General features: G+C 37.0%; 8 protein-coding genes, 6 tRNA genes, 2 pseudogenes and 2 other annotated features. Of the genes and pseudogenes, 15 read left to right on the forward strand and 1 reads right to left on the reverse strand.

All coding sequences use genetic code 11. The features are described 5' to 3' along the window. Positions 1 to 65 precede the first annotated feature (65 nt). The 7 genes from CWO92_RS08580 to CWO92_RS08610 all read left to right on the forward strand — a co-directional run bounded on the left by CWO92_RS08580 (position 66) and on the right by CWO92_RS08610 (position 1,126). Positions 66 to 140 (forward strand) — tRNA-Gln (locus tag CWO92_RS08580). Between the two features lie 3 nt (positions 141 to 143). Next, positions 144 to 217, forward strand: a tRNA-Cys gene (locus tag CWO92_RS08585). A gap of 11 nt (positions 218 to 228) precedes the next feature. Beyond that, positions 229 to 302: transfer RNA gene (locus tag CWO92_RS08590), tRNA-Gly, on the forward strand. Positions 303 to 314: 12 nt separating this feature from the next. Beyond that, positions 315 to 391: transfer RNA gene (locus CWO92_RS08595), tRNA-Ile, on the forward strand. Positions 392 to 432: 41 nt separating this feature from the next. Then, positions 433 to 507 (forward strand) — tRNA-Asn (locus CWO92_RS08600). Positions 508 to 555: 48 nt separating this feature from the next. Further along, a tRNA-Arg gene (locus tag CWO92_RS08605) sits at positions 556 to 629 on the forward strand. 281 nt (positions 630 to 910) lie between these two features. After that, a complete protein-coding gene (locus CWO92_RS08610) occupies positions 911 to 1,126 on the forward strand; it encodes a hypothetical protein (protein ID WP_101353808.1) in 216 nt (71 codons plus the stop codon). Between the two features lie 94 nt (positions 1,127 to 1,220). On the opposite strand, the pseudogene CWO92_RS08615 reads toward CWO92_RS08610, so the two are convergent. Further along, a pseudogene (locus tag CWO92_RS08615) lies at positions 1,221 to 2,384 on the reverse strand (class I tRNA ligase family protein); the annotation flags it as partial. Positions 2,385 to 2,421: 37 nt separating this feature from the next. Beyond that, positions 2,422 to 2,660, reverse strand: a binding site (T-box leader). A 309-nt stretch (positions 2,661 to 2,969) separates the two neighbouring features. On the opposite strand from CWO92_RS08615, the gene CWO92_RS08620 reads away from it, so the two are divergent. The 8 genes and pseudogenes from CWO92_RS08620 to CWO92_RS08660 all read left to right on the forward strand — a co-directional run bounded on the left by CWO92_RS08620 (position 2,970) and on the right by CWO92_RS08660 (position 14,664). Then, positions 2,970 to 4,907: a heavy metal translocating P-type ATPase gene (locus CWO92_RS08620; protein ID WP_101353809.1), complete on the forward strand. Its 1,938-nt coding sequence runs from the start codon at positions 2,970 to 2,972 to the stop codon at positions 4,905 to 4,907. Between the two features lie 224 nt (positions 4,908 to 5,131). Then, positions 5,132 to 5,626: a PH domain-containing protein gene (locus CWO92_RS08625; RefSeq protein ID WP_101354017.1), complete on the forward strand. Its 495-nt coding sequence runs from the start codon at positions 5,132 to 5,134 to the stop codon at positions 5,624 to 5,626. Then, on the forward strand, positions 5,626 to 7,101 hold the full coding sequence (locus CWO92_RS08630) for a PH domain-containing protein (RefSeq protein ID WP_101354018.1): 1,476 nt from the start codon (positions 5,626 to 5,628) through the stop codon (positions 7,099 to 7,101). Before CWO92_RS08625 ends, CWO92_RS08630 begins: the two co-directional genes overlap by 1 nt. Before the next feature lie 183 nt (positions 7,102 to 7,284). Then, positions 7,285 to 9,462 (forward strand): transglycosylase domain-containing protein, encoded by a 2,178-nt coding sequence (locus tag CWO92_RS08635; RefSeq protein WP_101353810.1) that lies wholly within the window; start codon positions 7,285 to 7,287, stop codon positions 9,460 to 9,462. Between the two features lie 713 nt (positions 9,463 to 10,175). Next, a complete protein-coding gene (locus CWO92_RS08645) occupies positions 10,176 to 10,454 on the forward strand; it encodes a DUF3977 family protein (RefSeq protein WP_101354019.1) in 279 nt (92 codons plus the stop codon). After that, the gene (locus tag CWO92_RS08650) at positions 10,454 to 11,020 is read left to right on the forward strand and encodes an AAA family ATPase (RefSeq protein WP_101353812.1); all 567 of its coding nucleotides are present in this window, start codon (positions 10,454 to 10,456) and stop codon (positions 11,018 to 11,020) included. The genes CWO92_RS08645 and CWO92_RS08650 overlap by 1 nt, the downstream gene beginning before the upstream one ends. Before the next feature lie 176 nt (positions 11,021 to 11,196). Continuing rightward, on the forward strand, positions 11,197 to 12,024 hold the full coding sequence (locus CWO92_RS08655; protein ID WP_165786643.1) for an alpha/beta fold hydrolase: 828 nt from the start codon (positions 11,197 to 11,199) through the stop codon (positions 12,022 to 12,024). A 523-nt stretch (positions 12,025 to 12,547) separates the two neighbouring features. After that, positions 12,548 to 12,802 (forward strand) — a binding site (T-box leader). Positions 12,803 to 12,983: 181 nt separating this feature from the next. Continuing rightward, positions 12,984 to 14,664, forward strand: a pseudogene (locus CWO92_RS08660) (glutamine--tRNA ligase/YqeY domain fusion protein). Positions 14,665 to 14,720: the final 56 nt, after the last annotated feature.

Genomic DNA, 14,720 nt, shown 5'->3' on the forward strand with positions numbered 1-14,720 from the left:
GCTCCGACATTCGTGGGTTCGATTCCCACTAATCGCCCCATAAATTTATTAAATACACTTATTTTTGGGCTATAGCCAAGCGGTAAGGCAACGGACTTTGACTCCGTCACTCGCTGGTTCGAATCCAGCTAGCCCAGCCATAAGGCAGCATAGCCAAGTGGTAAGGCAGAGGTCTGCAAAACCTTTATCACCGGTTCGAATCCGGTTGCTGCCTCCATTAAAATATGTGCGGGTGTAGTTTAGTGGTAAAACTACAGCCTTCCAAGCTGTTGTCGTGGGTTCGATTCCCATCACCCGCTCCATAATTGAAAAATGGGCCTATAGCTCAGCTGGTTAGAGCGCACGCCTGATAAGCGTGAGGTCGATGGTTCGAGTCCATTTAGGCCCACCAGAGTTTTTTGCAATAGCAAAACAATAACTTTCAATTATTATTCCGCAGTAGCTCAGTGGTAGAGCTATCGGCTGTTAACCGATCGGTCGTAGGTTCGAATCCTACCTGCGGAGCCACTTTTTAAAAATGAATGTATGCATAAATTTCCATCTATTATAATTTATGCGCCTTTAGCTCAGCTGGATAGAGCAACAGCCTTCTAAGCTGTGGGTCAGAGGTTCGAATCCTCTAAGGCGCGTCATCACAAACCTAATCCAGGAAGTGGATTAGGTTTTTTGTTTCTTATGCAATATTTTTTACTAAAAAGGATTAAAGCTGTAAGATATGCCTTTTTAAACACGAGTCCGCTTTTCAGAGTGGGGAGAAGGTTCGAGAAATACTATAATGAATTAGGTCTTTGAAACTAAAGGGTTTTAAGCTATTAACTCGAATATTAATAAGTTAAGAACACGTTTAACCTCAAGTAGAATCAACAGCTTATAACCAAGATGTGGATCTTTTAATTAAGGAGGTTTAACAGTGAAGAGGTATTTTTGGAATATCCTTGTTTCTATTGATCAATTCTTTAATACCGTATTTGGAGGCGATCCTGACGAAACAATCTCATCAAGAATGGGAAAACATCTTGCCAAGCATGATTGTCCATTTTGCAATTTAGTTTGTAAATTCTTGAATTTATTCCAAAAGGACCATTGTGTCAAATCCATTGAGAAGGACGAGGGATTACCTATGTGAGCAAAGAAAACTCACTGTGAACAGTCAGACTGTTTACAGTGAGTTTTTTTGCTTAGTAGATCAAGGAAAATTTCATCGGCTCTTTATTAAATTTCACCTCTTTATATGGTGATTGACCAGTATAGAGAGGGGAAACTGCAAGTAGGCTATAAAAAAATCCTCTTGTTTGATCAATTCCTTCTATTACAATATCAGCAGGAAATCGGGAAAGGAATTCATCTTTATTTTCAAATGGATAATGATGTTGTGCAAAAGACATCGAGCCGCTATCAAGCCAGACATCTATCACTTCAGGAGTTCGATACAAGATATGTTAACATTTTGGGCAGATGCATGAAACCTCATCAATATAGGGGTTATGCTATTCGATATTCTTTGGCAACGATGTTGTTGTTAATTGTTGAAGATCCTTGATGCTGCCAGGAGCTTCTTCATGATGACAATGAGAGCATACCCAAACATTTAGTGGTGTTCCCCAGTATCGATTCCTACTAATATTCCAGTCCACTAAATTTTCAAGGAAGTGACCGAAGCGCCCATCTTTAATATGGTCGGGATACCATGTAACCTTTTTGTTGTGGGCAAGCATCTTCTCCTTTAACAATGACATTTTGATAAACCAACTGTCTGTCGCGTAATAAAGCAATGGGGTGTCACATCTCCAACAATGTGGATAGCTGTGTTCATATTTTTCTTTCTGAAAAAGGGTTCCTTGATCAGCAAGCATTTTTATAATGTCCACATCACAATCTTTCATAAATTTTCCAGCCAACTCCATCACATCTGAAGTATAGCAACCTCGTTGATCGACAACATTGACAAAGGATAGGCCGTTTTGTTGAATTGTTCTATAATCGTCTTCTCCATATGCAGGGGCTACATGGACAATTCCTGTTCCACTATCTTCCGTAACAAAGTCGGCTAAAACATCGAGATGACCGATTTCAACATTTACATAATGAAATGGTGGAGAATAATGAACTCCGGCAAAATCCTTGCCATCATGCTCACTTAATATTTTCACCTGGTCTCCAAGTACTTTTTTTACTAATGATTTTGCTACGATATAAATATCGTTTTCTTTTTGGGCACGAACATATATAATGGCTGGATTCATAGCGAGAGCAACATTTGCTGGTAATGTCCAAGAAGTTGTCGTCCATCCTAACAAATATTCATTTTCCGTATCCTGTCGCTTAAATTTCACTGTTGCTGATAAATCTTTCACATATTTATAGCCTTGAGCAACCTCATGATTCATTTTTTTAAAGCACACAAATAACCCCGTCCCAAATGTAAGGGACGAGGTTAACTGCGATACCACCCTAATTCTATTGATCCGCTCAGTAGCACTTAGCAATCTACCATCATACGTGTTCCTTTTAACGGTAGACTTCCGGTTAGACTTACTTTTAATTACAGCCTAACTTCTCAGAGAGGATTTTCACGTTACACTTGAACACTGACTTGCACCAAAATGTCAGCTCTCTGTGGATCAAGAAGAAACGTTACTTTTTCTCGTCAACGAATTTGTGTGCTTTTATTGAAAGGTATCATAGCAAGGATAAAATGAGGTGTCAAACTATTTTTACAGTTTCATCAAGCCTATTTTTAAAATGAAATAGTTATAACTAAGTAATAATAATTATCAATAATAAATTAAATAGATGATTATGATTATCATTATTATATTGAGATGATAGTAATAATTATTCTCAATTAGAAAATAAAATTCTCAATTATATTGACTTATTAGTAACCTGGATGTAGTATGTATTATATAATAATAATTATAAATAAGGTATTGTGTTTATATATCGTAATATTTTAAGGAGGTGCCGTTATGTTACAAGGTCAACTTGCAACAATCAATAATGAAAAAATTACTGTTTCTTCCAAGCCAAGATTGGAAAAGATATTGATGCATTGGGAATTAATTGCAGCTATTTTCAGTGGTTTATTAATAGTGATTGCATGGTTGTTTTCTAAGTCGAATCATGAATCTATTTCGATTGCATTTTATTTAGGTGCTTTTATAATCGGAGGCTTTGCAAAAGCAAAAGAAGGAATCGAAGAAACGATTAAAAATAAAGATTTAAATGTAGAATTGCTCATGTTTTTTGCAGCCATTGGTTCAGCCATCATTGGATATTGGGCTGAGGGAGCTATGTTGATTTTTATCTTTTCTTTAAGCGGAGCGCTTGAAACTTATACAACCAATAAAAGCAAAAAGGAAATTTCCTCCTTATTGGAAATTCAACCTGAAACAGCTATTCGTGTGGTACAGGGACACGAGGAAAAGGTGCATGTTTCCTTACTGCAGGTAGGAGACATGATTATAGTCAAACCTGGTGAGCGAATTCCTGCTGATGGAAATATTGCTCAAGGTACCACTACCATTGATGAGTCTACGATTTCAGGTGAGTCTATACCTGTTACAAAGGGTAATGGTGCCGAAGTTTTTGCTGGGACGATTAACTTGAATGGGTCTGTGATGGTGAAAGTAACTAAGCCGGCAAATGAAACAGTTTTTAATAAAATTATTCAATTAGTACAATCCGCACAGAGTGAAAAATCTCCTTCACAACTGTTTATTGAGCGGTTTGAAGGGACATATGTCAAAGTAGTGCTACTTGTGGTTATTTTAATGATGCTTATCCCACATTTCGTGTTCGGATGGAGCTGGAATACAACGTTTTATCGGGCAATGATTTTATTAGTAGTTGCTTCACCTTGTGCACTCGTTGCCTCCATTATGCCTGCAACATTATCCGCCATTTCGAATGGAGCGAGAAAAGGAATCTTGTTTAAGGGTGGCGTCCATATTGAAGGATTAAGTCATGTGAAAGCTATCGCATTTGACAAAACAGGTACTTTAACAAAAGGAAAACCAGAAGTAACCGACTTGATTGTTCGTCCAGATGTAAATGAACAGAGTGTATTACATTTTGCGGCATCTATTGAAAATCAATCGAACCATCCATTGGCACAAGCGATTGTTCAATATTGGAAAGCAAAGAGTGATGAAGAACTCTTACAGCCAGTTCAAGTGGACGATGTACCAGGTTGGGGTATAAAAGCTAAGTTAAACAATCAAGAATGGTTCATTGGTAAAAAGGATTTCGTCGGCATGGAGGAAGCTCTTGCCTTTGAAGACGGAGTTGCGAAAAAACTTGAAAGTGAAGGGAAAACCGTTGTTTATGTGAAAAACTCTTACGGCATTGCAGCGGTAATCGCTCTTCAGGATATTGTACGCGACGAAACGAAAAATGCTCTATTAGAATTGAAACAAGAAGGAATTCGAACCATCATGATGACAGGGGATAGCGAAAATACGGCTAAAAATATTGCAGCTGTGTCCCAAATTGATGAATACATTGCAGAATGTCTGCCTGAAACAAAAGTATCTTCTTTAAAAAAGGTTAAAGAACAGTTCGGAATAGTGGCCATGGTTGGAGATGGGGTTAACGATGCTCCTGCTCTTGCAACAGCAAATGTTGGTATTGCAATGGGAGAAGGAAGTGACGTCGCAATGGAAACTGCCGATGTTGTCCTGATGAAAAACGATCTATCCCGGATTGCAGAGGCTATTCGCTTATCTAAAAAAATGAACCGAATCATCAAGCAAAATATTATATTCTCTATTAGCGTTATTGTAATCTTGATTGCCTCCAACTTTTTAGAGTTTCTTAATCTTCCGTTAGGAGTTGTTGGCCATGAAGGAAGCACGATATTAGTAATATTGAATAGTTTGAGATGTTTAGGTGGGGGAAAAAGCTAAGGTAAGATATTGGAACAGACCAAATCACATACTGATTTGGTCTGTTTTTAAGCGTAAAGGACTCCAGTTCGTTGAAGATATATTTCTAGAGGAATAGATTTTATGTTATTATGAAAAAAATGTAAGCAGAAATAGTAGAATCGTGAGTGGGGGATTTTTCTGAGAATCGCTTTTCCCATTTTGCTATTTATGAGCGCATAAGAAAAGAACACAAGGTGATAGATATGTATTCTGATATAAACGAACCTAGGGAAAAATTGTCTAAGCACGTCGTGAGAGTATGGATTATTCGGGAGACCATAGAGAATGTAATTGGACTAACCATCCTCGGAATATTACTATATCTTGATTATCATTTTTCTTGGAAGGCATGGATTGGTTGGATTTTAATAGGTCTTGTGCCAGTGTCTATAGTTATGATGGTATGGTCATGGATAATGTCGTTTCTTCTTTATAAAAATTGGCGTTATGATGTTAGTGAAGAGTTTTTACAATTAAAAATGGGTGTCATATTAGAAAAAAATTATCTTGTTCCGATGACGAAAATCCAATCAGTTGCAACAGAACAAGGACCTTTATTGAGAAAATATGGACTTTGCTCCGTCACCGTGGATACGATGGGTTCTTCCCATTCTATTCCGGCACTTCATAAAGAGGATGCTATTGAATTAAGAAACCAAATTGCCCGATATGCAAAAATCAAGGAAGTGGAATCATGATGAAAGCAAAGCGTTACCATCCATTTTTAATGCTATTTGATGCATGGAAGCTTGCAAAGAACACTTTTTTCCTGTTCCTCTTTTTGTTTGTAATAAAGGCAGGTTCCCACTCTATTTTTATCCGATATGGAAGGTACCTGCTTCTGGTCGGTGTTGGAATGGCGTTCATTCACATTATAATAAAATGGTGCACACATAAATATGTACTGGATGAACGGTCTTTTCATCTTTATAAAGGAATATTTAACAAAACAGAGAGAACCATTCCTTATTCAAAAATTCAAAATGTTAATCGTCATACATCTTTATTTCATCGGATCTTTCATGTAACCTCCATCAGTTTTGAAACAGGGATAACAAGCGATGATGCTGCTGTTACATTTGAAGTGGTATCTCAATCAGAAGCGGAGAGAATGGAAGGAATAGTACATCAAAATGAGAAGGATATGCCTTTATCGGAAGGAGTAGAAGGAAAGAATGACCATAATCGGGTTATTCATTTTCAGCCAACGAAAAGAGATATAATAAAAGCCAGTTTTACGTCCTTAAGCCCCCTTGCCCTGATTCCTCTAATACTTACCTTTTATTCTAATGTCGACGAAGTTTTTAACTTAAAGGGCAAGACGGAGGGGGTCTTTTCATATATCATTAGTTCATGGTGGATTGTGATAAGTGTGTTTGTTTTCCTTATCCTCGTTTCGGTTGTTTTCGGAATGACAAGAACATTTTTGAAATACGGAAAATATGAGATTTCCTCTGATGAAGATCGTATATATATTAACAAGGGAGTCCTTGATAAAACCGCATTTTCTATTGCGAAGGAAAAGGTGCAAGCAATTCAAATCGAACAGTCTATCATAAAGCGGCTTTTTGGATTAGCGGAAGTAAAGTTGACTAGTGCGGGTAGCCTTAGTTTAGGAGAAGAAACACTGGAAATTAACTCCTTATATCCTTTTTTGCCAGTCCAGCGGGCATATGAGATAATATCGGAAATCCTGCCCGCATATGAAATCACACATAAGATGAAACGGCTTCCTAAAAAATCTCTATGGATTCGGTATTTTACCCCAAGTTGGATTTGGATAATCGCAACGGCCGCTTTGATCTATTGGAAGCCTGCTCTTTTAGGGATAGAGAAAGCCTGGTGGATGTTATCTGCTGCACTTTTGCTCCTTGTAATTGCAGCAAGATGGTTGGATTTCTTGCATACCAAATATATTTTGAATAACCGTTTTATCCAACTACAATCAGGCATTCTTGCAACATCCTTATTTCTATCGAAACGCGATAAGGTTATTGAGGTAAAAGTTTCACGGAATATTTTTCAAAAATGGTTGGGGCTCGCCTCCATCGAAACCATTAATCGGGCTAAACCAGTTCAACATAATGGAATTAAGGACGTTCCGGTCGAATTTGCAGAAGTCTTTTATAAATGGTATATGGGCCGCATGAGGGAAATTGAAGTTGAAAAATAATAGCAAATAGGAAAACGGATACATAGACGGGCGAATGCTCGTCTTTTTAATTTTCGTTAACGCTTCCTTCCTTTTCCAACAGTTAAAAGCAGGACTGCCCCCATTAAAAAATATCATTTTAACGAATGATTATAAATAGTGTGAAGTATACAAGGGTATAACTTAAATATAGGAGAGTAATTTATGTCAGAAGAAAGATATCGTTATCGTCAAGAGCGTATACAAGCGGAAAAAGCAAAGCAAAAACAGAAGAAAAGTAAAAGATTGACGAAAAAAAGATCCTGGATGAAAAAAATAGGTATTGCTTGCATCCTTCTCTGTGTGATTTCTGTTGGGATAGGTGCAGCGGAAGTGGCTAATATGATGAAGGATACACCAAAATTAGATTCTTCCAAACTAGTAGTCCCGCTATCTACCAAATTTTATGATAAGGACGGAAAATTCCTATACGAATATGGGAAGGAAAGACGGACGGAAATTACATATTCGCAGCTCCCAAAAATGTTGGAACATGCATTTATTGCCACGGAGGATGCCCGCTTTTATGAGCATCATGGCGTGGATATAAAAGGAACCTCTAGAGCAATATTGGAAAATTTAACGGGGCATTTTGGAGCACAAGGTGGGAGTACCATTACACAGCAGGTAATTAAAAATTCCTTTTTGACTCCTGAAAAAACAATTAAACGTAAAGTACAAGAATGGGAACTGGCGTATCAGTTGGAGAAAAAGTATTCGAAACATCAAATTTTGATGATGTATCTAAATAAAATCTACCTAGGAAATGGATCTTACGGAGTGGCGGCTGCTGCGAAAACATATTATGGGATTGATTCCAACAAGTTAAATCAATTAACACTTCCTGAGGTTGCCATGCTCGCTGGTTTACCGCAAAGTCCGAATAATTATGATCCTACTATAGCGGAAAACAGGACTGCGGCTACAAATCGTCGGAATGTGGTTTTAAACGCCATGTATAAGCAGGGATATATTAGCGAAAAGGAAATGGCAGCAGCAAAAGATGCGCCTATTACAAAAGGACTTATTCCGAGAAGTAAAAATCAGGGGATGCCGTACGCAGCATTTTTAGATGCTGTCGTAAAAGAAGTGGAAGGGAAGTTAAAAAATGTAGACATCACCTCAGATGGGTTATCTATCTACACCACTTTAGATCCCAAGGCACAGGAATATGCAGATAAAATGATGAACACGGATTCGATAATTGCTTATCCGAATGATCGCTTTCAGGGAGCTTTTACTTTTTTAGATACGAAAACAGGAGAAGTACGGGCGATTGGAAGCGGCCGAAAAGACTATAAAGCTTCCTTTAAGGGCAATAACTTTGCAATAGACATTAGTCGTCAACCTGGATCTTCCTTTAAGCCAATACTTGATTACGGACCCACTATAGAAAATTTAAAATGGTCAACAGCCCATCCATTGAATGATCAGCCAACGACGTATTCAACTGGTCAGTCGATTTCAAACTGGGATCATCAATATCATGGGGAATTATCTATAAGGAAAGCACTTCAGTATTCGTACAATATTCCTGCTCTCTTAACGCTGCGTGAGGTAGGGATACCAAAAGCACAGAACTTTGCAGAAAAACTTGGTATTACTTTTAAAGATAATACTGTTTATGAATCTTATTCAATTGGTAGCAACGCGGTTAACCCGCTAGAAATGGCTGGGGCATATAGTGCATTTGGCAATAATGGAGTCTATAATGCCCCGCATTTTGTACAAAAGGTTGTCTTTCCTAATGGAAAGGTTGTTAGTTTCAAACCAGAACCGGAAATTGTCATGCATGATTATACTGCCTATTTGGTAACAGATATGCTTCGTACCGTTGTAAAATCAGGGACCGGAACAACAGCCAATGTTCCTGGATTAGATCTTGCAGGAAAAACGGGTACTACTAATTTTACCGATAAAACTATCGGAGAATTTGGATATCCACAGGATGCAACTAATGATAGTTGGATGGTGGGATATACACCACAATACACTATGGCGGTTTGGACTGGATATGTGAAAAATGGTTCGGGAAACTATATGCTGGGAAATACCACAAAAATTTCTCAGCTAATGTTCAAGAATATGATGCAAACATTTGGAACGGACAAAAGCCGCTTTCAGCAGCCTAGTGATGTATATCGACAAAATAATGAACTATACATTAAAGGTGGAGAGAATGTTCCGCCTCCAGCCCTTCCAAAAAATAATAATGATCATAATAAAGCTGCCAATAAACAGCAAAATAAGCAAAAACCGAGTGGTCCCAAACAACCGCCTAAGCATGGACCCAAGCCGAAACATGGACCAATGCATAAACATAATAAGGGAAAAAAACATTAGCATTTTATGGTACTGTGCGATTTGCCTTTCGAAAGGTTTAATGAGATCTTTACAGACAGAAATCGAAAGGGGGATTAGAAATGGCATGTGGTTTTTAATAGTTCTCCTTATTATTCTTTTAATCTTTCTCATTCTCGCGATGCTAATTGTTTGGAGAAGAAGGAGGAACAAAAGATACTTCCCTTTTTCCATAAAATCAAATGGTATGCAGGGAGGCCACCCTTTCCATATGATGGGGAGAAACAGACATATAAGGTACGGATGACATTAAGCAACAAGCCAACATATAGTTGGCTCTTTTTTATCATAAGAGTGGGATGCGGGGTCAGGCACCTTATCCCAGTTGTAATTAGAATAGGAGTTCCAGATAGGGTTAGGACACATATTTGGGAGCAAAAGTATTATTTATATTTGGCAGTTTGCTTTTATTTTTTTTATACTAGGCATAATTTATTATACTTTCTTTGTTCTAAAAGTTGGAAGCGTTGGTGATGGAAAAACAGCAATTAAATAGGTTCTTAATATTTGTTCCGCCATTAGTGCAATACTTGCAATTCTTCCAGGAGTTTTTGCTTTATATAAGGAATCAAACTTATGTTAGTGGTTGAGGAACTGCCTTACTAGATAAATTGTGAATTAACAATATTGGAGAAGGGATTTTCTATTTTGTATAGAAATCTCTTACTATGTTTAATGCAGAAAGGCCAAAATTTATGAAATTTATAGAATGTGGGATAGGGAATACTTGGTTTATCAGGACGGAAACAGAGTTAGAGGATGGAACTGAATATGAGGTAATAGGGGTTGCTAAACCAATTGAATTTCATTCTATCTATCTAAGAGTCTGGATAGGAAAACATGTCTTCATCCTTGATTTAAAAGAAGGTCTTAAAATAAAAAAGAAAAATAGAAAAGATTTTAAAATTATAGGGCATTGTAAGTCATTAAAAGATTGTGCGATAAATGAAATATATAACTTGGAGATTAAATGATGAAAAGGTTAGTAGTTATTACGGTGGGTAAAACCCATAGTGGGAAAACCACATTCGCAAGAGCTTTAGAAAAAGAACTGGATAACTCTTTTGTGATGGATCAAGATAACCACGCTGAATTTATAAACACTTATTATAAGAGCTTACAGCCAAAAATTGGACCTAACACTCTTAAATACGCGCTTTCAAGGCTAATTGTCGATTATGCAAAAGAAAATACTAATTTCAATTTAATTATATGCAACTCCAATCGAAATCGAAAAGGACGCTTGTATTTACTAGAAGAGCTTTTTCCAAAAGAAGCGTTTATCCGTATCTTGGTTCACTTTGAAATTCCTGATGATGTTCTTCAGAAGAGAGTCACCCAAAGTCAGCGAAGTACGAAAATATTTAGGGGTGCTTACACTACTTTTGAGGAAGTTCTGCTCCGGCAACAAGTAGAGTCGCACAAAGAAGATATAACAGACCCAGAAGAAGGAGAAGCAGACTATTTATTTGTTATTAGAGATAATAAGGAAGTTGGTGCCATTATTAAAAAAATTGTTCAAATTGCAGATTATAAGTGAAATGTACCCTCTTTGCGTCGTAGTGGGTTATGACCTTAATAGTATAATTTCAACTAATTTATAATATATTGCGGAAACTTCTTTTTGATAATCCCCTAAAGATTAGGGGACAAACTTACCTCGATGGGATACGGAATTTCAAATATTCACCCTGAATGATAGTGGAGGAAATCGTAGTGAAGCATTATGTTGAAATAAGTGGAATGGGAAAGGAAATATTAATTTTTTTACCTGGTACAGGATGGGCTGGGAATTTTGGAGTGCCTATTGCAAATGCATTGAATGAAAAGTTTACTACTCATATGATAGATTTGCCCGGAATAGGAAGAAGTGAAGGGCTGGAAGGGGTAGTGGATATGACTGATGCAGCAAATTGGTTAAATGATTACCTAGAGGAACATCGAATCAAAAAAGTCACAATAATTGGGCATTCATTAGGAGGAGGAATCGCCTTATCCTTTGCATATAACTATCCTAAAAAGGTAAAGAAACTAGTATTACTAGATATTGGATTTGCCAAAATAGAACGATTTCCTGTTCAGATGTTTGGATCAGTTGGCTATTTCCTCCCCCTTATAAGCGTTTTACATAGAATGTTCGGCCAGAAATTTTTAGGGAATGAAACGCAAGAAAGTTCCAATAATCATTCGAAGGAAAAAACAGAAGAAGAGATAAAAGCACAATGTAAGAGTTTAGGATTAGAAGATAGTGAATTTATGAGACATGCTATAGTAAACCAGCAAGAAACAACATTAAAAGGTATCAGTCTTCTATTAGCACTGTATCGCTGCAATATGCCAAAAATACTTAATAAACTTGAAGTTCCTTGCCTTATTTTATATGGAAATCGTGATGGGAATACACCTAAACTGCAAAACAAAATAAAGCGACAAGTAGGTCGGATTAAGCATTCGAATATTACAATAAAAGAACTTAGTGGTGGCCACTATGCTCATGTATCAGATGTTCGTGCGCTAGATTACCTCACTTCTTTCTTGGAATAGAAAGCTTTGCACAAAATGATGGATACAATGAGTGAAAAAAATCAAAGTGGAGAGTTAGATGGTTATTTAATTCCCATTTAATCTTTTTATAAATTCACCAGCCTCATTAAGATCTAGTAACATCCCTTTCAATTCTCTTTCAAATGAAACAGCGTTTTCACCAAGAAGTTGTTTAGAACCATAAGGAGTGAAATAAAGGTTTCTAAGTATGGATTCAATAGTCCATGTTATTTCATTATAGGTAGATTTAGACTTCTAGAGTGAATAATAGACCTGATGACAACATAATGAACGGTGTCATTTCGAAGTTGTTTGTCGTTTTACAATAAATGGATAAGGAAATGACGGTGATTGCTAAAATAACTTTCACGAATTTAATCAAAGTGTTACCCCTCTTCCCATTTTTGTTACGTTTTAAAAGATGATACGGTTTCATACATTGGAAATCATGTTTAAATAAAAGATGAAGTAGAACACTTTACAAAGCTCATCGGAGTTGTTATTATAGAAAAAATTTATGTAATTAATTGTGATGAAGAGAAGAGTAGATAAAATCGATTCTTTAAAGAGAGCTCCGGTTGCTGAAAAGGAGTAAGAATGATTTATTGAACCAAGCCTCTGAGCATCACGTTGGAACGAATGATCGGGATAATGTGACGGGAGCTCCTGTTATAGAGCTAGAGTATAAGTATTCTTATAATACCGTACTTGAAGAGGTTAATATGGCGACATATTAATAAACTGGGGTGGCACCGCGATATAGAATCTCGCCCCCAAGACTTTCTTAAGTCTTGGGGGCGGGATTTTTTTATTTTTGGAACTGAATGTGTCAGGCCTTTTGTACTAAAAAATGCTGTTCGAAGCTAAATTCGGTCCGTTCAGAGCGAAACTAGGGCCGATTGGAGAGAAATTCGGTCCGTTTAAAAATTTTCTACATACTAAAAAGGGAGGATGTATAAATGGGTGAAGAAAATGGGCTATTTTTCAATAATTATATCGATAAGTTGATGGAGGAGGATATAAAGAATCAAGCGTTTAAAAGAGAGATTTGTACCCGGTTTCCTCCTGAGCCAAATGGTTATCTTCATATTGGCAGTGCATACGCAATTAATATGAACTATATGATGGCACGAAAATATAATGGGAAATTTAATCTCCGTTTTGACGACACGAACCCGTTAAAGGAAGATCGTGAATATGTGGATGCCATTTTAGATGATATAGAGTGGTTGGGTTATTCACCTGGTAAAAGGATATTCTATGGTTCGGATTATGCAAACGAAATATTCAATGCTGCTGTCGCATTAATAGAGAAAGGTCAGGCATATGTTTGTAAACTCTCGACTGAAGAAATGACAGAATACCGGGGAACAATAACAGAACCAGGTAAAAATAGCCCGTACAGGAATCAATCAATAGAGGAAAATCTACATTTATTTTATAAAATGAAAAACGGAGAATTTCCAACGGGTTCGATGGTTTTGCGGGCAAAACTGGATATGGAATCACCAAATATGAATTTACGTGATCCCGTGCTGTACAGAATAATTCTCGCACCTCATTATCGAACTGGAAAGCGATTGGTGCATATATCCGATGTATGATTTTGCACACCCGATACAAGATGCTTTGGAAGGAGTAACTCATTCCCTATGCTCGATAGAATTTAAGGATCACAGGCCACTGTACGAGTGGGTATTAAACCAATTGGATATCAAGGAACCACCGAAACAAAGAGAATTTGGAAGAGTGAATTTAACGGGTGTTGTCACAAGTAAACGCTATTTGCGTGAATTAGTTGCAAATCATTTAGTAGATGGATGGGATGATCCCAGATTGCCGACATTGCGGGGACTGAGGAGAAGAGGATATACGCCGGCAAGCATACGAAGTTTTGTCCATGAAATGGGATTTATTAAACATCAAAGTACGGTAGAGTTTGCCATGCTTGATCGTTTCTTGCGCAACGATTTAAAAACGAAAGGTTAAGACGGTGATGGCGGTTTTAAATCCTTTAAAGGTTACGATTACGAATTATGAGGAGGGAAAATCGGAACTATTATCGATGGATAACAATACGGAAAATGCTTCTTTAGGAAGCAGAGAAGTTTCTTTTTCAAGAGTGATTTATATCGAAAAAGATGATTTCATGGAAGTTCCGGTTAAAGGATTTAAAAGATTATCTTTGCAATCAGAAGTTCGTTTAAAAGGTGCTTATATTATCAAATGTAATGAAGTGATAAAAAATGAAGCTGGTGAAGTAATAGAGCTGCGCTGCACACATGATCCACAGACAAAAAGCGGTACAGGTTTTACCGGCAGAAAAGTAAAGGGAATCATTCACTGGGTTTCTGCTGTCCACGGAGTACCAGCGGAGATTCATTTGTTTGATAAATTATTCGAAAAGGAGGAGATTGTAAGGGACAATGAAAAAACATGGGGGAAAAAATTAATCCGAGTTCTAAAGTAGTGTTGAAGGATTGTATAATAGAACCTTCGATTAAAGATGTAAAGGCGGAAGAGAAATTTCAATTTTTCCGACATGGATATTTTTGTGTAGATAAATATTCAACAGGTGTCCCATTGATTTTTAATAGAATTGTTCCACTGAAAGATTCGTGGAAAGCGAAGAATGGTTGATCCTTTTTAAGCTGTCCTATTGACAGCTTTTTCTATATTGTTAAAGGAAAATTGTG

The sequence above is a fragment of the Heyndrickxia camelliae genome (genome assembly GCF_002844575.1).
In the GTDB taxonomy this organism is placed as follows: Bacteria; Bacillota; Bacilli; order Bacillales; family Bacillaceae_C; genus Margalitia; species Margalitia camelliae.

What these genes read in the sequence shown, in the direction of transcription:
- CWO92_RS08620 (WP_101353809.1), top strand. Translation starts at nt 2,970, where the DNA reads ATGTTACAAGGTCAACTTGCAACAATCAATAATGAAAAAATTACTGTT.
- CWO92_RS08625 (WP_101354017.1), top strand. Translation starts at nt 5,132, where the DNA reads ATGTATTCTGATATAAACGAACCTAGGGAAAAATTGTCTAAGCACGTC.
- CWO92_RS08630 (WP_101354018.1), top strand. Translation starts at nt 5,626, where the DNA reads ATGAAAGCAAAGCGTTACCATCCATTTTTAATGCTATTTGATGCATGG.
- CWO92_RS08635 (WP_101353810.1), top strand. Translation starts at nt 7,285, where the DNA reads ATGTCAGAAGAAAGATATCGTTATCGTCAAGAGCGTATACAAGCGGAA.
- CWO92_RS08645 (WP_101354019.1), top strand. Translation starts at nt 10,176, where the DNA reads ATGAAATTTATAGAATGTGGGATAGGGAATACTTGGTTTATCAGGACG.
- CWO92_RS08650 (WP_101353812.1), top strand. Translation starts at nt 10,454, where the DNA reads ATGAAAAGGTTAGTAGTTATTACGGTGGGTAAAACCCATAGTGGGAAA.